Annotated in this window: 18 protein-coding genes and 1 tRNA gene; 8 read left to right on the top strand and 11 right to left on the bottom strand. The window is 58.9% G+C overall.

Annotated features, from left to right (window positions below):
• Window positions 1-58: 58 nt before the first annotated feature.
• Window positions 59-1501, bottom strand: coding sequence for an NADP-dependent succinate-semialdehyde dehydrogenase (gabD, locus tag NTD86_RS05600; RefSeq protein ID WP_262201155.1), 1443 nt, complete (start codon window positions 1499-1501; stop codon window positions 59-61).
• Between the two features lie 349 nt (window positions 1502-1850).
• Between gabD and NTD86_RS05595 the strand changes: the two genes are divergently transcribed.
• A tRNA-Arg gene (locus tag NTD86_RS05595) sits at window positions 1851-1927 on the top strand.
• 40 nt (window positions 1928-1967) lie between these two features.
• Here the strand turns inward: NTD86_RS05595 and NTD86_RS05590 are convergent.
• Together NTD86_RS05590 and NTD86_RS05585 are read right to left on the bottom strand one after the other, a co-directional pair.
• The gene (locus NTD86_RS05590; RefSeq protein WP_262201154.1) at window positions 1968-2978 is read right to left on the bottom strand and encodes a 5'-nucleotidase; all 1011 of its coding nucleotides are present in this window, start codon (window positions 2976-2978) and stop codon (window positions 1968-1970) included.
• Window positions 2979-3123: 145 nt separating this feature from the next.
• A complete protein-coding gene (locus NTD86_RS05585; protein WP_048390979.1) occupies window positions 3124-3387 on the bottom strand; it encodes a DUF3077 domain-containing protein in 264 nt (87 codons plus the stop codon).
• Window positions 3388-3844: 457 nt separating this feature from the next.
• On the opposite strand from NTD86_RS05585, the gene NTD86_RS05580 reads away from it, so the two are divergent.
• From NTD86_RS05580 to NTD86_RS05560, 5 genes are all read left to right on the top strand, one after another.
• Window positions 3845-5098 (top strand): colicin E3/pyocin S6 family cytotoxin, encoded by a 1254-nt coding sequence (locus NTD86_RS05580; protein WP_410016952.1) that lies wholly within the window; start codon window positions 3845-3847, stop codon window positions 5096-5098.
• 8 nt (window positions 5099-5106) lie between these two features.
• Window positions 5107-5355: a cloacin immunity family protein gene (locus NTD86_RS05575; RefSeq protein WP_262201153.1), complete on the top strand. Its 249-nt coding sequence runs from the start codon at window positions 5107-5109 to the stop codon at window positions 5353-5355.
• An 84-nt stretch (window positions 5356-5439) separates the two neighbouring features.
• Complete coding sequence (locus NTD86_RS05570; protein ID WP_262201152.1) at window positions 5440-5700, top strand: hypothetical protein; 261 nt, start codon at window positions 5440-5442, stop codon at window positions 5698-5700.
• Window positions 5684-5914, top strand: a complete 231-nt coding sequence (locus NTD86_RS05565) for a hypothetical protein (RefSeq protein WP_262201151.1) — start codon at window positions 5684-5686, stop codon at window positions 5912-5914. Before NTD86_RS05570 ends, NTD86_RS05565 begins: the two co-directional genes overlap by 17 nt.
• Window positions 5915-6155: 241 nt before the next feature.
• Window positions 6156-6386: a hypothetical protein gene (locus NTD86_RS05560; protein WP_262201150.1), complete on the top strand. Its 231-nt coding sequence runs from the start codon at window positions 6156-6158 to the stop codon at window positions 6384-6386.
• An 81-nt stretch (window positions 6387-6467) separates the two neighbouring features.
• Here the strand turns inward: NTD86_RS05560 and NTD86_RS05555 are convergent, their stop codons facing one another.
• The 5 genes from NTD86_RS05555 to NTD86_RS05535 form a co-directional block, all read right to left on the bottom strand.
• A complete protein-coding gene (locus NTD86_RS05555; RefSeq protein ID WP_262201149.1) occupies window positions 6468-7439 on the bottom strand; it encodes a biotin-dependent carboxyltransferase family protein in 972 nt (323 codons plus the stop codon).
• Window positions 7436-8308 carry a 5-oxoprolinase subunit B family protein gene (locus NTD86_RS05550; RefSeq protein ID WP_262201148.1) on the bottom strand — a complete coding sequence of 291 codons (873 nt, stop codon included), beginning with the start codon at window positions 8306-8308 and terminating at the stop codon, window positions 7436-7438. The genes NTD86_RS05555 and NTD86_RS05550 overlap by 4 nt, the downstream gene beginning before the upstream one ends.
• Window positions 8305-9678: an acetyl-CoA carboxylase biotin carboxylase subunit gene (locus tag NTD86_RS05545; protein ID WP_262201147.1), complete on the bottom strand. Its 1374-nt coding sequence runs from the start codon at window positions 9676-9678 to the stop codon at window positions 8305-8307. The genes NTD86_RS05550 and NTD86_RS05545 overlap by 4 nt, the downstream gene beginning before the upstream one ends.
• Before the next feature lie 10 nt (window positions 9679-9688).
• Window positions 9689-9934, bottom strand: a complete 246-nt coding sequence (locus NTD86_RS05540) for an acetyl-CoA carboxylase (protein ID WP_262201146.1) — start codon at window positions 9932-9934, stop codon at window positions 9689-9691.
• 89 nt (window positions 9935-10023) lie between these two features.
• Window positions 10024-10782 carry a 5-oxoprolinase subunit PxpA gene (locus NTD86_RS05535; RefSeq protein WP_262201145.1) on the bottom strand — a complete coding sequence of 253 codons (759 nt, stop codon included), beginning with the start codon at window positions 10780-10782 and terminating at the stop codon, window positions 10024-10026.
• Between the two features lie 125 nt (window positions 10783-10907).
• Here NTD86_RS05535 and NTD86_RS05530 point away from each other — a divergent pair, with 125 nt between their 5' ends.
• Window positions 10908-11825 (top strand): LysR family transcriptional regulator, encoded by a 918-nt coding sequence (locus tag NTD86_RS05530; protein ID WP_262201144.1) that lies wholly within the window; start codon window positions 10908-10910, stop codon window positions 11823-11825.
• A 162-nt stretch (window positions 11826-11987) separates the two neighbouring features.
• Here the strand turns inward: NTD86_RS05530 and NTD86_RS05525 are convergent, their stop codons facing one another.
• From NTD86_RS05525 to NTD86_RS05515, 3 genes are all read right to left on the bottom strand, one after another.
• The gene (locus NTD86_RS05525; protein WP_262201143.1) at window positions 11988-14684 is read right to left on the bottom strand and encodes a TonB-dependent receptor; all 2697 of its coding nucleotides are present in this window, start codon (window positions 14682-14684) and stop codon (window positions 11988-11990) included.
• A gap of 100 nt (window positions 14685-14784) precedes the next feature.
• Window positions 14785-15780 carry a FecR family protein gene (locus tag NTD86_RS05520; protein WP_262201173.1) on the bottom strand — a complete coding sequence of 332 codons (996 nt, stop codon included), beginning with the start codon at window positions 15778-15780 and terminating at the stop codon, window positions 14785-14787.
• A gap of 90 nt (window positions 15781-15870) precedes the next feature.
• Complete coding sequence (locus tag NTD86_RS05515; RefSeq protein ID WP_153333731.1) at window positions 15871-16377, bottom strand: RNA polymerase sigma factor; 507 nt, start codon at window positions 16375-16377, stop codon at window positions 15871-15873.
• Window positions 16378-16561: 184 nt separating this feature from the next.
• Here NTD86_RS05515 and NTD86_RS05510 point away from each other — a divergent pair, with 184 nt between their 5' ends.
• Entirely contained in the window at window positions 16562-17110 is a 549-nt protein-coding gene (locus NTD86_RS05510; protein WP_262201141.1) for an RNA polymerase sigma factor, read from the top strand.
• Window position 17111 lies beyond the last annotated feature (1 nt).

The following is a 17111-nucleotide window of genomic DNA, read 5'->3' as shown; positions in this document are numbered from 1 at the left end:
TTTGAAACACAGAGGGAGCATCGCTCTCGTGCCCCTTCTGCTGAACCACCCGCCGGGCTTAGATGCCCAGGCAGAGATATTTGATTTCCAGGTAGTCTTCGATGCCGTACTTGGAGCCTTCACGGCCCAGGCCCGAAGCCTTGATGCCGCCGAATGGAGCGACTTCGTTGGAAATAAGACCGGTGTTAACACCAACCATGCCGTATTCCAGGGCTTCTGCCACACGGAAAACGCGGCTCAGGTCGCGCGCATAGAAGTACGACGCCAGGCCGAACTCGGTGTCGTTGGCCAGTTCAACCACTTCAGCTTCGTCTTTGAAACGGAACAGCGGTGCCAGTGGGCCGAAGGTTTCTTCTTTTGCCACAGCGGCGTCTTTGGATACGTTCACCAGAATGGTCGGCTCGAAGAAGCTGCCTTCCAGGCTGTTGCCGCCTGCCAGCACGGTTGCGCCTTTGCTCACCGCGTCAGCGATGTGCTCTTTGACCTTGGCCACAGCCTTGTCGTCGATCAGCGGGCCGGTGGTGGTGCCTTCTTCCAGGCCGTTACCAATCTTCAACTTGGCTACGGCAGCTTTGAGTTTTTCGGCGAACGCATCGTAGACGCCGTCCTGAATGTACAGGCGGTTGGCACATACGCAGGTCTGACCGTTGTTGCGGTACTTGGAGATGATCGCGCCTTCGACGGCCTTATCCAGGTCTGCGTCGTCGAACACGATGAACGGCGCGTTACCGCCCAGTTCCAGGGACACTTTCTTGATGTCTTTGGCGCATTCAGCCATCAGTTGACGACCGATCTCGGTCGAACCGGTGAAGGACAGCTTGCGCACGATCGGGTTGCTGGTCAGCTCGCCACCGATGTCGCCCGCGCTGCCTGTTACCACGCTCAGCACACCTTTTGGGATACCGGCACGGTGTGCCAGCTCAACCAGGGCCAAGGCCGAGAACGGGGTTTGCGAAGCAGGCTTGATCACCATGGTGCAGCCAGCAGCCAGTGCCGGGCCGGCTTTACGGGTGATCATGGCGGCCGGGAAGTTCCACGGCGTAATGGCTGCGGTCACACCGATCGGCTGTTTGATCACGATCAGGCGCTTGTCAGGCTGGTGGCCTGGAATCACATCGCCATACACGCGCTTGGCTTCTTCAGCGAACCACTCGATGAACGACGCCGCATAAGCGATTTCGCCCTTGGCTTCGGCCAGTGGCTTGCCCTGCTCCAGGGTCATCAGGCGGCCCAGGTCGTCCTGGTTTTCAATCAGCAGCTCAAACCAGCGACGCAGTTTGGTTGCACGCTCTTTGGCAGTCAGAGCACGCCAGGCTGGCAGCGCCTTGTCTGCGGCTTCAATTGCACGACGGGTTTCAGCCGCGCCCATTTTTGGCACGGTACCGATGATTTCGCCCGTAGCCGGGTTGTTAACCTTGATCGTCTGACCACCGTCCGCATCCACCCAAGCACCGTCGATGAAGGCTTGCTGGCGGAACAATTGTGCGTCTTTGAGCTGCATGTTGGCTTTCCTTAACAGCACCGCGCAGAGGCGGGGCGAATTATTGATAGAAGAAAGGCGCCATAGAAGGCTGCCGTCAGGAAGTCACTCCCTAGCCAAAGTACTTAAAGGCCGCACAAAGAATAAGCCGTGCGATTCAGCACTCAGACAAGAGCGTTTGAAATCTCAAACGAATCCTAGGGTCAACAGGGGTAAAGGACAATAGGCTGTTCGAAAAAAAGAACAAACGGCCCTATTTCACCCTTTTCACACCTAGTCCTCATTAATACCCCATAACGCACAAAGAAACACCCGACGAATCAGCGGCATGGACGGGCGACACGCAGATGAGTATCATGGCGCCCGCGTTGCACCAGTAGCTCAGCTGGATAGAGTACTGCCCTCCGAAGGCAGGGGTCGTGGGTTCGAATCCCGCCTGGTGCGCCATCTTTTCTTTGTATTGAGCCTTGCTTACGGCTCAGCCGACTCAACCCCCGAATCGGTCACTTCCCCCACAGTCTCTTTCTTGTCCCCCTGGAGCCGGTAGCTCCAGTACGTTCGTGCGCGTCAGGTACGGCACTTTGCCGGAAGGCACCAGGGTGGCGGCGGCTTCCAGGTGGATGTCTTGATCGTCGAAGAAGATGTGCGGGTTGAAGGCGGTGAGTACTTTGGCTTTGCCGACGCCGCCGAGGAAGAAGGCTTCGTCGACGTAGACGCCCCAGGCGCGCAGGGTGTTGATGACGCGCATTTCCGAGGGGGAATTGCGCGCGGTCACGATGGCGATTCGGATGGGGGAGTCTTTGCTGCCCGTGGGCAGGCGTTCTTGCAACTTGGCGAGCTTGATCAACAGGCTGGCGTAAGGCCCTTCATCCATGGGCGTATGTTGAAGCGCATCTTCTTGGGCTTGGAAGGCGTCCAAACCCTTGGTCTTGTAGACCAGCTCACTGGCGTCGGAGAACAGGACGGCGTCGCCGTCGAAGGCGATGCGCACTTGGCCTTCGGGGATTTGCGGGGCGTTGGCCGGAGGTGCGGTGAGGATCGCTGCGGCGCACTGCCTGGAGTCGATGACCTTTTGCGCGTCTTCAACATTGGTGGTCAAAAACAGGTCCACATCGAAGGCGTCGATGTAATCGGCCACTGACTCGCCGCCGGTGAAGGCCGAACGGGTGATTGCCAACTGGTCACGACGAATAGTCTTGAGCACGCGAATGCCGGTATCCGGGCTGTTGCGTGACATCACCACGACCTCGACCAGCGGCGATTGGTCAGCGCTTTTGCGATGCCGGTTAAGGTCCAGCAGGGCTTTGACGAGGTAGTAACCGGTGCCCGGCGTTAGCGGCTCGTCTTCACGCTCCTGCATGTAGCGGCGGTACTTGTCGATCACGCTGGTAGGGTCGTCTTCGAGCCCGTCCTTGAACATCTGGTCGGACTCACTCATGTCGAACAAGGCGGTAGCGGAAATACCAACGACCAGGGTGTTACTCAAATCAAATGCCATGGGGACGTCCTAAATGCCGCTGCGCGCTTGCTGAGGCTGCGAGGATAGTCGATTTAGTGCTGTTCATCTGTAGGAGCTTGTCTCGCGATCTTTTGAGCGTTTAAAAGATCGCGAGGCAAGCTCGCTCCTACAGGGTGGGGATGGGTTAGAGGTCGTGCAGGCACAGGTCGTCGATGACGGCTTTGCCCATGTCGCACAGGTAGTGCGAAGCCCAGGCATGGCGTTCGCCGTCGTGTTCCAAGGCAGCATCAAGGGCCAGCTTTTTGGCGCAGAACAGTAAGGCAGACACCTGTTCCAGCGCCTGGCGCAGCGGGATGTCCGGGTTTACGCGAAACAGCTGGTGGTCGTCTGCGCCGCAAGGGCCGAAGGTCACGACGCCAAGGGTTTTGATCGGGGAAGAGGTGGTCATTGGATATGTTCCTAATTGGGTTAATGACTATCTCTTTTGTTTCCAGGCAAAAGGCGACAGCCGTACGCGGGCTGGAAAACCGGGACAATTAGGAAACCCGGCAGGTCCGAAAACCTCCCGCGCACAGCCGTCATAAGATGAAGGCTGACGCACAAAAAACGCCAATCCCCTAAAAGGCGAATGGCGCTAAAGCGCGTAATTGTTACCCGGCTTTCCAGGGCCGACCACTGTTTTTTTCAGCGGCGATGCACAGTACGCCTGCACTCAAAACCAAGAAGCCATCCATTGCCGCAGTTCACGTAGGAGCGTGCGCTTTTCTGTGCCCGCCTCTCAAACTGCGCGCTGTAAAAATCCTTCAGGCCTAAGTCTGTCGGCCTACACACATTGCCGATCAAGCTGATTTCAGCCGCATTTTGATGCCGATACCGTGCGCCGCTCTCCTACTGGAAGGCGCCCTATGAGCAGCAAGCAAGGTGTGACGCAAACACTAAGGCGTGTAGGTGGCGATGGCGGCCAAGGCGCTTCGTATTTTGATGACATGACCCCCGCCGAACTCAAAGAGCGTGATGCCGGGATCAAGGCCTACGAGGCCATTCAGGCCCGGCAAGATGCCTACATGGCGCGCCGCCAAGCTGAAGCGGCCGCTCAGCAAAGCCACCAGAAACCTGAGCGGCGGGGCTGTGTGTTCGCCAAGTGCAGCAAGCTGCCCGATGCCGTTATCAACTACAGCGACCCGGCGGGTTTCGTACCGGTTGATAGCCTGAATGACTACGGCAATTTTGCGATTTTGGGTGGGTCCCAGACCGACAGTTCCGGGTTGGTACCACTGGCATTAATCAGTGGCGCGGTACCGGCGGGGATCGGTGGTCTGGCCTTGAGCGGCACCGCCACTGGAACGACAGCCACTGGAGGCGTTGCCGCCGTTGGCGGAACGATGATTGCCAGCACGTTGTTGGGCGCGCTCGCCTTTTTATGGCCGTCTTCACTGGCTGACAGCGCCCTGTACACCGAAGACCAACTGCGCTCACTCAAACAGGCTCGCACCCGCATGCGCTTGTACGTTGAGCAACAGGCAGATGGTTCGCTCAAGGGCTATGGCTTTTACACCGGCACAAAGCCCGAATGGGAAATGATCGACGTTATCCAGTTCAGCCCCCGCGGTTCGCAGCAGGTGGCGGACTTTGGTGGCGGCGCGGAGTTGATCTGGACGCCTGCGATTGACCCAACAAACACGCTCGGTATCCCGCCACTAAACAGTGCACCACAGGCACCGCAGATCTGGATTTTCCCGCCGACCAAAAACGCCGACACGATTATCGTAAACCCGATCTACCCGCCGGACTACAAAGACTTCATTCTGGTGTTCCCGGCTGACTCGGGTGTGGCGCCGCTTTATGTTGTGTTGAATGTGCCGCGTAAAGGAGTCACTGAGTCCGGTCACTCGTATCATGCACCTCCTGAAACAGAACACATACTTGCCTTTCCAGGACTTAAAGATGTTAAGGATAAAACGCCGGTGCAAGGTGGGGGTGGTTACAGAAAGCGCTGGATTGATGCTAAAGGTAGACGTATTTATGAGTGGGACTCACAACACGGAGAACTTGAAGTTTATCGTGCAAGCAACGGAGGTCATTTGGGCGCTTATGACCCGATAACTGGAAAGCAAAATAGTCCTCCTAAGAAGAATCGGAATATTAAAAAATATTTGTGAGGTGCGTAATGGGACTCAAAGTCAGGCTGGCTTGGTATGACAAAAACACAGAGTATGGAGAGGGAAAAGAAGACTCCAAAGAATTAGGGGATGATACGAGCGTTATGAACCAACTGAATCTTTCAGTCGACAACGACATAAATAATGGCAGCTTTGACGTAAAAATAGATTGGCTCGACAATTTACAACCATTATTTGCTCATCGCATAGATTTAAAAGTCTACGACTATCAAGTCTCATTTAACTACAGAGATTGATATAAAAAGTCGGCATAGGGGTGAAGACCTTTACGAAGCAGACGAACGCTATTTATCTTTAGCCCCTACGAAAAGTATTGAGCCATGTACCATTCTGTTTTTATTGTCGACAAGCTCACTGAGGAGGTGCTCAGTGAAATTTTAATTCCTGTCAGGTATGCATCGCAGCTTAAAGCGTTAATGGGATGGACCTCAGACGAAGATGCAGTCTATGACTACGCCCTTCTCCCCTCTCAATTACAGGCCATCGAGCAGTTAATTAAGAGGACATTAGAAACACCGGACTGTATTTATTATCTATCCAGCTCAGAAATAAGGGATGAAGGCAATGAAATTTTTTGTTGAGGCCTTCGATAAAACGACTGAATTACTGGTTTTTGAATGTGTTATCCCTGCGATACATGACGAACAGGTGAAAGCCATTATGGAGTGGACAACTGAACAGCAAGGTTGGGAAGGCTACGACCTCAGAGCAGACCAATTAGTAGCGCTAGAGAAGCTCGTAAACAAAAAGCTCGATACATCGGCTTATGATTTTCAGCTCACTGTTAATGTATAACTTTCAGTTGGTTTTCCTCGCGATTTTTTAAAGATCAAAAGATCGCGAGACAAGCTCGCTCCTACAGGACGGGTTTGGTCAGAGGTCGTGCAGTCAAAGGTTTTGATCGGGGAAGATGTGGTCATTTTTGAAACTCCTATGGGATTCAGAGCTGCCACTGTCGAAATATATGACAGCATGAGTGCCATCGAATAGATGACAGCAGAGGTGAGTAAACGAAACCCACCAGGAAAGTAGAACCATGAACCATTCTGTTTTGATTTTCGACAAGACCACGCAAGTGCTGATAAACGAAGTGGCTATCCCTGGCGAGCATGCTGAACAGCTCAAAGCGCTCATGGGATGGGCTTCGGATGAAGAGGCAATCTATGAGTACGACCTCACCCCAGCGCAGGTGCGGACTATCCAAACATGGGTAGAGAGCAGACTGGAAACCCCGAATGGTCTCTATCAGTTGTCTTGCTCAGCTTAAAAACTGTAGGAGCGAGCTTGTCTCGCGATCTTTTCAAGGTCAAAAGATCGCGAGGCAAGCTCGCTCCTACAGTGGGTGGGGTTAGGTGAATAGTTTGCTAAGGCAGGTGAGTTTTTTCTTGTAGGAACGCCGGGCCTCCAAGGCTTGGTCCAGGGTGACGGGGACGAAGCGGGCCTTTTGGTTGGGTTGCATTTGGCCGATCAGGTCGAGGTCGGCGCTGATGACGGTGCCGATCATGGCGTAGCCGCCACCCGAGACGGCGTCGCGGTGCAAAACAATGGGTTCAAGCCCGGCTGGGACCTGGATCGAGCCAATCGGGTAGCAGCTGTCGACGATGTTGGACGGGTCGGAACCGGCGCCAAACGGTTGCTCGCGCGGCTGGAAGCTCAAGGCGCTGCCGCCCTTGAAGCGGTAGCCAATACGGTCAGCCTCGGAGCCGACGGTCCAGGGTTCGGCGAAGAAGCTTTGCGCGGCGGCTTCGCTGAGGCGCTCGTAGTACAGGCCCGGTACGACCCGCAGGGTGATTTCGCCACCAATGGCCTGGCGCAAGGCCATGGGCAAGCTGGCACCCGCGCGGCCTTTGCCGCTGGCAATGCCCACGGGCAGTTCGTCGCCCGCAACCAACCGCCGACCATTGAAGCCGCCCAAGCCGCCGAGGGCATATGTCGAGCGGCTGCCGAGCACGATCGGCACGTCGATGCCACCCGCTACCGCCAGGTACATGCGGGCGCCGACCTTCGGAAAGTCAAAGCGCAGCACTTGCCCGGCCTTCACCGAGAACGCGGTGTCGGGGTGCATTTCTACGCCGTCGAGGCGCGGGGTCATGTGGGCGCCGCTGACCGCGACCAGCGCGTCTTCCTGGAACTCCAGTTCTGGCCCCAGCAGTGTGCATTCCAGCGCGGCGGCTCCGGCCGGGTTGCCCACTAATTGGTTGGCTGCGCTCAAGGCGTATTGGTCGAGCGCGCCGGACGGCGGGATGCCCAAGTGGTAATAACCTTCGCGGCCCAAGTCTTGAACCGAGGTGGCGAGTCCGGGTTTGAGTACCTTGATCATGCCAGTACCTCCAACAGCGATTTTGGATAACCGACAGGGTCGGCCAGAAACGCGTCCAGCGAGAACTCCACCGGCCTAATCCGCAAATCGAAACGCCCGGCGTCGACCTCGGCCACCGCGTGGTCGTAGTCTTCGCGGTTCATCGGTTTGAATTGCACGATGTCACCGGGACGGAAAAACACCATGTGTTCTTTGAGGTACGCCAGGTTCTGCTGCGGGTCGTAGATCGGCGCGGGGGTGACGCCGAACATCTGATAGCCGCCCGCACCGCGCACCGAGTAGATACAGCCAAAGCAACCGCCGTGGCCGAGGGTCAATTTAGGCGTGTCGGTACGTGGACGAAGATACTTGGGCACTTGCAATTGCCGTTCGCGCTCAACCATCTGGAACATGAACGGCAGCCCGGCCACAAAGCCGACCATCGAGACAAACCACGGCGCGCCGCTGTGCGCCTTGATGAAGGCTTCGACATCGGCCAGTCCGTTGATACGAGCTGCGTATTCCAGGTCGGTGACGCTCGGGTCTTGATGACGGTCGCGAAAACGCATCAGGGTTTCGTGTGTCCACGGGTCGTTGTAGAGCACCGGGATTTCGATGATGCGGGTGTGCAGCGAGCGCTCGGCGACGGCGCCCGCCTCGGCACTTTGCACGGCTTCCAGCAGCGCGTGCGGGGCGATGCGATCCGGGTCAAAACGGATCTGGAAGGACGCGTTGGCCAGGCACACATCGAGCACGCCATCGAGTGCCATCTGCTCGACGGCGCGGGTGACCGCCATACCTTTGAAAAACGCTTCAAGAGACATGCTGTCGCTGACTTCGGCAAATAAATGCTCGTCAGCGCCGAAGCTGTAGCGGATAGGGTTGTTCATGCCTCACCTCCATTAGAGTGCTCTGCCAACCAAGCTTCCAATGTGCCGGTGTTGAAATCAGCCTGGTGCAGCCATGGCTGTTCCAACAGTTGGCCATGCAGCGACAACGTGCTGGCCATGCCCGTCAGCTTAGTCTGCTCAACTGCGCTGAGTGCCCGGGCCAACGCTTGCGCACGATCAGCGCCATGCACGATCAGTTTTGCCAGCAACGAGTCGTAATACGGCGGCACGCGATAGCCTTGATACAGGTGCGTATCGACGCGAACGCCCTCGCCTTGCGGCCATTCCAGCGCCTCGACCACGCCCGGGCTGGGGAAGAAGTTGCGCGCCGGGTCTTCGGCATTCAGGCGCATTTGCACGGCGGCGCCATGGAGGCGGATATCGCTTTGGTGCAAGCCCAACGGCTCGCCACCGGCAATGCGCAACATGGCCTGGACCAAATCAATGCCAGTGATTAATTCCGTGACGGGGTGCTCGACCTGAATCCGCGTGTTCATCTCGATGAAGAAAAACGCCCCCGTCTCGTCGTCGTACAGGTATTCCAGAGTACCGGCGCCCTTGTAGCCCAGTGCTTCAGCCAAGCGAACAGCGCTGTCGCAGAGGGTTTCGCGCTGTGACTGAGTAAGCACTGGCGACGGGGCTTCTTCAAAGACTTTTTGCCGACGACGTTGCAGCGAGCACTCTCGCTCAAACAGGTGCACGGCGCGTTGGCCATCGCCCAATATCTGGACTTCGATGTGCCGCGCCTTGCCGATGAAGCGCTCCAGGTACACCGCGCCATTGCCAAACGCAGTCTGCGCTTCGCGCTGGGCACGTGGAAACTCTTCACTCAGTTGCTGGGCGTTTTGCGCCAGACGAATCCCGCGCCCGCCGCCTCCGGCCGAAGCCTTGATGAGCAAGGGAAAGCCGACGGACTCAGCAGCCTTGAGCGCCGATTCGACGTCAAACAGCTCATCGGGCGAGCCCGGCACCACGGGCACGCCCGCCGCTTGCGCAGTGCGGCGAGCTTCGGCTTTGTCGCCCATGCGTCGAATGGTGTCGGGGCTCGGGCCGACGAAAATCGCCCCCGCCGCGAGCACCGCTTCAGCGAAGTCTGCATTTTCCGAGAGGAAACCATAGCCTGGGTGCACCGCATCGGCGCCAGTAGCTTTCAGCGCGCCGATCAACGCCTCGATGCTCAGGTAGCTTTTGTCGGCCCGGGCCGGACCCAGCACGTGGACTTCATCAGCCATGCGCGCAGCCAGGGAGTCGACGTCGGCCTCGCTGCAGGCGGCAACGGTGGGGATCCCCAGCGCTTGGGCGGCGCGGATAATCCGCACCGCGATCTCGCCCCGGTTGGCGATCAGTAATTTACGAATGCCTTGAGTCATGGTTCCGCCCTTACGCGTCGTCGAGCGTGGCGATGACTTGGCCCGGCTCGATCGGGTCACCGTCTTCGACCAGAAAGGCGCTCAGGCGGCCGGCGGTTCCGGCGGTCAACTCAGAAAACTGTTTCATGACTTCGATCAAGCCAATGACCGTTTCGGCACTGACCTGCGCGCCCACTTCAACAAAGTTGTCCGACTCCGGCGAGGCTTTGCGGTAGAAGGTGCCGGGCAATGGGGTGATGACGGTGTGTTCGGCCATGTCTGTTCCTCTTGGAATAGTTGTAGAAAGGCAGGCAAAAAATGAATCGCTAGGTAAACCCTGGTTCTGAGACCAGGTGTTTTCGGGTATTAGCGCGGGGCGCGTACCGTGACGCCGGCGCCATCCAGCGCCGCCCGCACGGCTTCGGCCAGCGCGAGGGCGCCCGGTGTGTCGCTGTGCAGACAGATGGAGTCGAACTCGATGGCCAGGTCTTGGCCTTCAACCGTGCGCACCACACCTTCCTGACAGGCACGCAGCGCCCGTGCAGCGACTTGGGCCGGGTCGTAAGCGCGCACAGTGCGGGTGAAAACGATGGAGCCGCTGAGGTCGTATTCGCGGTCGGCATAGAACTCGCGGATCACCGGTTGGCCCAGCTCTTTGGCGATGCGGTAGATCACCGAGCCCGGCATGCAAAACAACAGCAACTCCGGCTCCAGCCGCTGAAGGTTCTCGACCAGCAAGCGGGCCGCTTCTTCGTCGCGGGCCAGGTGCATGTAGAGCGCGCCGTGGGGTTTGATGTGTTGCAGCGCGACGCCTTGAACACGCGCCAACTCACGCAGGGCACCCAGTTGATAAAGGATGTCGTCGACCAGTTCCTGGGCTGGAGCGTTGATGTGGCGGCGGCCAAAACCGACCAGGTCGCGAAACCCTGGGTGCGCGCCAATGGCCAAGCCCAAGCGCTTGGCTTGCTCAATGGTGCGACGCATGGTGCTGGGGTCACCGGCATGGAAGCCGGTCGCGATATTGGCCGAGCTGATAAAGCCCATCAGTTCGGTGTCGACGCCATCGCCGATGGTCCATGGGCCGAAGCCCTCGCCCATGTCGGAGTTGAAATCTACGGTGTGCATAGGTGTTGCTCCTGAGGCTGATGACTGCATGCAAACTACGTTAGAGTGCTGCCTACCCCGTGGAAAGATCTATTAATAGATAGGAAGCCTTCTGAAAAACAGATAGAGGTTTCTTTGGAGTGCCCATGTCACTGACCTTGCGCCAAGTTCGCTATTTCGTCGCCGTTGCCGAGATCGGGCAGATTTCTCAAGCGGCGATTTATTTGAATATTTCCCAATCGGCGGTGACCACGGCGATCAAGGAACTGGAAAGCATCGTCGGAACGCTGCTCTTCCAGCGCTCCGTACAGGGCATGGCCCTGACCGACGCCGGGCGGCATTTTCTGAACCGGGCCTACGTGATTTTGCGCAGCGTCGATGACGCCTTGAACAGCCCGTTGCCAGACATCCGCGCCAGCGGTTTATTGCGTTTGGCAGCGAGCTATACGGTGATCGGTTACTTCTTGCCGCACCATTTGCAGCGCCTTGAACACTGGCATCCGGACGTGACCATCGAGGTCCATGAACAAGAGCGCACGGCGATCGAGCAAGGGTTGCTGGAGGGCCGTTTCGACATGGCGGTGGTGCTCACGGCAAACCTGACGCACCCGGACATCGTCTCGGAAACACTCTTCAACTCTGAGCGCCGGTTGTGGCTGCCCAGCCATCACCCGCTGTGCGAGCGTTCGGCCGTGAGCTTGGCCGACGTCGCCAAAGAGCCCTACATTTTGCTCACCGTGGATGAGGCAGAACAAAGCGCGATGCGCTATTGGGAGCAGGCGCACCAACAACCGCATGTGCGGGTGCGGACCAGCTCCGTCGAAGCGGTGCGCAGCATGGTTGCCAATGGGAGCGGTGTGGCGATCCTGTCAGACCTGGTGCACCGTCCTTGGTCGCTGGAAGGCAAACGCATTGAAACCGTCACGGTGACCGACACCGTGACGCCCATGAGTGTGGGGTTGGCGTGGCACCGAGAACGTGATTTCAGCCCGGCGATGCAGGCGTTTCGTAATTACTTCCACGACGCCTTTTTGGCCCCGCAGCAGATATCGGCGCGGCGCTGATGCGTAGGTGTAGGAGCGAGCTTGCCTCGCGATCTTTTGATCCAAGCTCCCCCTCACCCTAGCCCTCTCCCGAAGGAGAGGGAACTGATTGGGGGGATGCTGTCGATTATCGGCGGCCTGCTTGCTGCGCGACAACGCGGTGTCGAAGACGGGGTTTGAAGATTAGAACTGGTATTCGACGCTGCCTTGCAAGGTTCTGCCGCGACCCAGGGTGAAGGCCAGTACGTCGCCCAGCGGGACGAGGTAGGCGCGGTCGGTGACGTTTTCCATGGCCACACGCAGGTTCAACTGGTCGTTGACGCGGTAGCTGCCGTACAGGTCGTAGACGGTGTAGGGCTTCCAGTCAGCCGGGTAGACGCCGCCCTGGGAGACGGTTACGTCCGGGCCGCCGGCGATGGAGTAGCCGCCGCTGTAGCGGGCGCGGGCGCCGATATCCAGTTTGCGCTCGAAGAAGCGCGCGCCCAGGGTGAGGGTGCCGCGGTCCATCGGCATGTGTTCGGCGGAACCGAGGATGGCGCCGCAATGCGAGGAGCCGTTGGCGATGTCATCAGGGACCATAGCGTCTACCGGCTGACGGCTGCCGGGTTTTTTGACGATTTTGGTGACGCCGCCCAACCAGGCGGTTTTGCTGCAGTAGTCGTTGGTGCCGATCATGTGCGTGTAGTTGAACTGGCCATAGGCGCGGCCCGCGTCGTAGTCCAACTGGTACTCAATGCCCTTGAAGCGGGTTTCTTTGAGGTTGTTGACGTAGGCGCTGTTGCCCAGGCTGGCCATGCCATAACCCGGCTTTTGCAAGGCCATGTTCATGAAGATGAAGTCGTCGATCCGGGTGTCAAAGTAAGACACTTTGGCGCCTATGCGGTCGCCGTCCAAGAACAGGCTGTCTTTGAATACGTTGACGCCCACTTCCCAGGTGGTCGAGGTCTCGGGCTTGAGGAACGGGTTGGGGTAGGTGAATTCTGCGCCCCCGCCATGGGGCCGTCCGCTGATCAGGGTTTCGGTCACGGCCGGTGGGCGCCAGCCCTTGCCGTAAGTGGCGAACAGTTGCATCCAGTCCAGGCCCGGCTTGACCGATAGACCGAAGGTGGGTGAGAAGCGGCCTTGCTCTTCGTCAACGTCGTAGTGCACCGACTCCCCGATCTGTTTGGTGGTACCAATCACGAACGTGCGGGTTTCAAGGCCGGTCTTGCCGCGCAGCCGGTAACGGTCGTAGCGCAAGCCCGCGTTCACGTTGAACCAGTCGTCGTAGTCGTAATCCAGACGCGTGAACAGGCTGGCCACGCCACGATCGCCCTTGGGCGTCATGTTTTCTGAGTCCGGGCTATCGAGCACGGCGCCTTCAGCCACGGATTGGGTCGAGTTGGGGCGCACTTTGTCGTAGAAGAACTCCAGCCCGTAGTTGGCTTTGATGATCGAGCGTTCACCCAGTGCAAACAGCGAGGTGTTCTGCGCTTGCAGGCCGTAGGTGTCGGTTTGGTAGGTGACGTTGTAAGCCGGGCTGATGCCGCGCGCCAGGGTGCTCTGCTGGTTGCGGTTGTCGACGTGGTAGACCTTGGCCTTGAAGTCGATCAGCGGGTTATCCGGCGTGTAGCTGTAGTCCAGGGCCAGGTTCTGCGCCCTGACGCTGTTGCTGCCCAGCTTGTCCCAAAGGTCGGCCTTCTCGACGTTCATCATATTGGCGTCGGTGTAGTTGACGTTGGTCACCAGGTAGCTGAGTTGCAAGCGCTGGTCTTGTGGCAGGTTGAGGCCGAGTTTGATCAGGCGTGAGCGCATCACCGAGCCTGAATAATCCACCGGGGAGTTTTTGAGGCGCGTGGCGTTTTCCGGGTGGGTGGCAGAGCCTGTGCGCAACTCGCCTATGGAGCCTTTGGTGCCGGGGTCATAGTCGCCCAGATGGCGCTCGCTCGCGGCCACCAGCATGTCCCAGACTTCACCGCCGATGGCAAAGGCCGAACTGCCGATAAAGTGGGTGCCATTGCCCAGCCCGCCCAGGCCTGTGGTGGCGCGGATACGGCCGCCGATTTCTTTGCCATCGGTGAGCAGGTCCGAGGCTTCAAGGGTGCGGAAGTTGGCAATACCGCCAATCACCCCCGCGCCGCCCATGGTGGAGGTGGCGCCCTTTTCAATCACGACCTGGGAGAGCAAGTCGGGATCGACATACAGCGTGCCGTTGCGTTGCTGGTGGCCGCTTTGTTGATAGTTCTGGCGCATGCCGTCGACCGACATGTTGACCCGGCCATAGTCCTGAATGCCGCGAATGTTGACGGACAAACCGGGGTCTTGCTGGCTGACCGCCGAGTACACGCCGGTGGTTTCTTCGAGCATGTCGGCGGCGTGGCGCGGCGGGTTGCGGTCCAGTTGTTCGCGGCTGACGACGCTCACCGAGCGCGGCGCCTGGTAGACCCAATCCCCAGGGTGCGCGGCGTTGACTTGGGTGGCCGACAAGCTCAGCACATTGCCTTCGTGCACCGGCAGCTGGAACAACTGCACGGACGGGCGTTTGCTGCCTTGTACCTGGTTGTGTTCGAAGCGGATACCGCTGCCGTCGAGCAACTGGCTCAGGGCGCCAGCGATGCTGTAGTTACCCTGGACGGCGTGGCCCGTGCGGCCTTGCAATTGTACGTCGCCGACCAGTAGATCAATCCCGGCTTGAGCGGCCAAGGCGTAGAGGGCGGTGTCCAGTGGCTGAGCGGGCACGTTGAACGGACGAACGCTGTCGAGCGTGGCCACCTTGCCCGGCGCCCCCGTTGCCGTGCTTTGCTGAGCGGCCACCTGGCCTGTCGATACCGCGCCAAGCAGCATGATGGCCATGCCTATAGCCCGTCCCAGACGACTGGGGATCGGTCGTTCTACGTTCATCCTTAACCACTCCTTGAATGCTAATGAATTGCATCTGCATTAGCATTGACGGATGGTCGCGCACCCTAGGTAAAAATAATTTCCAGCGCGTGGTCGGGGCTTAATACAGCACGGTGATGCCTGCCAGTTGGGCGACCTGAAGCTGGCGTTCAGCCGCCAGGGTACGGATGGCGGCATCGAGATTGTCGAGGTGGAACAAGCCGCTGACCGGGGTGTGCGCCTGCTCGCTGGCGACCAGTTTAAGCACGCCGGGGCGAAAGTCCGAGAAGCGTTGCAGCACCTGACCAAGGGGCACATTGCGAAAGATCAGCACGCCCTGCGCCCAGTCGGCGCGCTGTGTCGGGTCGTCGTTGAGGGCGACGATGCCCTGGCCGCGTTGGTAGCGGGCGGACTGGCCTTCATTTAGCCTCAGCTCGCTCTCAGGCTGTTGCAGGCTGACGTTGACGCTGTGTTGCAGCACGCCGACCCAGGCGTTGTCGCTGTCTTGTCGTTGCACCAGAAAGCGCGTGCCCACTGCTTGGGTTCGGCCGCCGGAGGCTTCGACGACGAACGCACGTTTTTCTTCGCCCTGACGCGGCGCCGGGCTGAACAGTGCCTCGCCCTGGATCAGCCGCACGCGGCGCTCATGGCCGTCGTAATCGACGTCCAGGGCGCTGCGCGAGCTGAGCAGCACTTGGCTGCCATCTGCGAGGGTCAAGGTGCGAACTTCGCCGGTGCCGGTGTGGTAATCGGCCATCAATGGGGCAAGTGTGTCGCGGCTGTTCACGGCCAGCATCACCACCAGCAACACGCCTGCAACGCCCGCCCAGCGCACGGGCATCCGCGGCTCCCAAGTGAACAAACCGCGTAGCAAACGCCGCACACGGGTGGCCCGCGCCACAGGGACGGGGGTGGCAAACAGCGGATTGGCGCGCAGGGTTTCGGCCATCTCCCAGAGCATTTCAGCGTCGGCCAGAGCATCGGCATGGGCCGGATCGGCGTCCAGCCAACGCTCCAGCGCGTCCATTTGTTGCGCATCCAGCCGCTCCATGCGTTGGCGTACGGCCCAGTCAGCGGCCTGCTGACGGATTCGCTCAGCAGTGGCGTCAGACGTCATCACAGGAGGCTCTCTTTTTTGGGCGTATAGGGGATATGACGGGCAAGGCGGCCACATCCGGTAAATAAACACGCATACGGTGCAGGGTTTTCATCCGCGATGCTCCATTTTTTGCGCGACGAAGCTGACGGCCATGGCCAGATGCTTCTGTACGGAGCTGGTGGAAATCGCCAAATGTTCGGCAGCCTGTTGATAACTCATGCCTTCGAACCGACACAACTGGAACACCTGACGCGTGCGCAGGGGCAGCGCGGCCATCGCCTGCAACAGGCGTTGCATGTCTTGCTGGGCCTGGGCGCGCATGTCCGGGCCGGGCATCGGGTCGACGACATCGTGGAGGGTTTCAAGCGGGACGCTGTCGGTGCGGGTCTGTTGATGGCTGCGCCGGTGGTCAATGACCAGACGGCTGGCCATGGTAAACAGGAACGCCATGGGTTCTTGCAGGCGCTCTTCACTCTCGCGCATGGCCAGGCGGGCAAAACACTCTTGAGTGAGGTCATCCGCCAGTTCGGGCTGGCGTGTTTTTAATAGCAGAAAGCGCCGCAGACGCGGCGCGCACTCGGCATACCATCGCTCCAGTTCGGTTTCAGAGGCCATGGCGCCTGCACTGCTCGATTTAAATGAGGTTGATATTCTTTATCATTTGCGCAATTGGAGGCAAGAGGCTATTACGGGTGAGGGGGCTCTTAGGGCAAAAGCCAGATCACGTGATCGCGAGGCGAGCCGGTGGGTTGGGCGTTGCGTTGCCGGACGCAATCGTGAATGATACGACTTCTCATTCATGACTGTTTCTCGTCTGGGCCTTCCGTTCATGCCTTCGCCCTCCCCTTCAACGTTGCTGACCAGCTTTCAGGAGCATTACGACGATCTGTTGTCGTTCCTGACTAGGCGCTTGCGGGATCGGCATCGGGCGGCCGATGTGGCACAGGAAACCTGGATCAAGCTGGCGAAGATCGACCCCGACTCGGTCACGGTGTTGAATGACCGGCATTTTATTTTCAAGGTGGCCGGCAATCTGGCCATTGATGCGCTGCGGGTTGATCAGCGCCAGACACGTAATTTGAGCGCGGAGCCGCCTTCACTCGACATCGCCGATCCGGGTTTGCCGCCCGAAGGCGTATTGCTGGCCAAGGAGCGCATCGGCATTTTGGATGAAGCCCTGCAACAACTCTCGCCTAATGCCCGACAAGCGTTATTGCTGAGCCGTATCGATGGTATGACTCAGGCGCAGATCGCGGCGGAACTGGGCGTGTCGCCGAGTATGGTGGCAAAATACATCGGCCAGGCGTTGCGCCATTGCCGTGACTGGCTCAAACACAATCATGCCTGAG

It is taken from the genome of Pseudomonas sp. 7P_10.2_Bac1 (assembly GCF_025465935.1).
Lineage (GTDB): Bacteria > Pseudomonadota > Gammaproteobacteria > Pseudomonadales > Pseudomonadaceae > Aquipseudomonas.
Note: the sequence above shows the minus strand (reverse complement) of the source record. Positions and strands in the feature narration are given on the sequence as shown.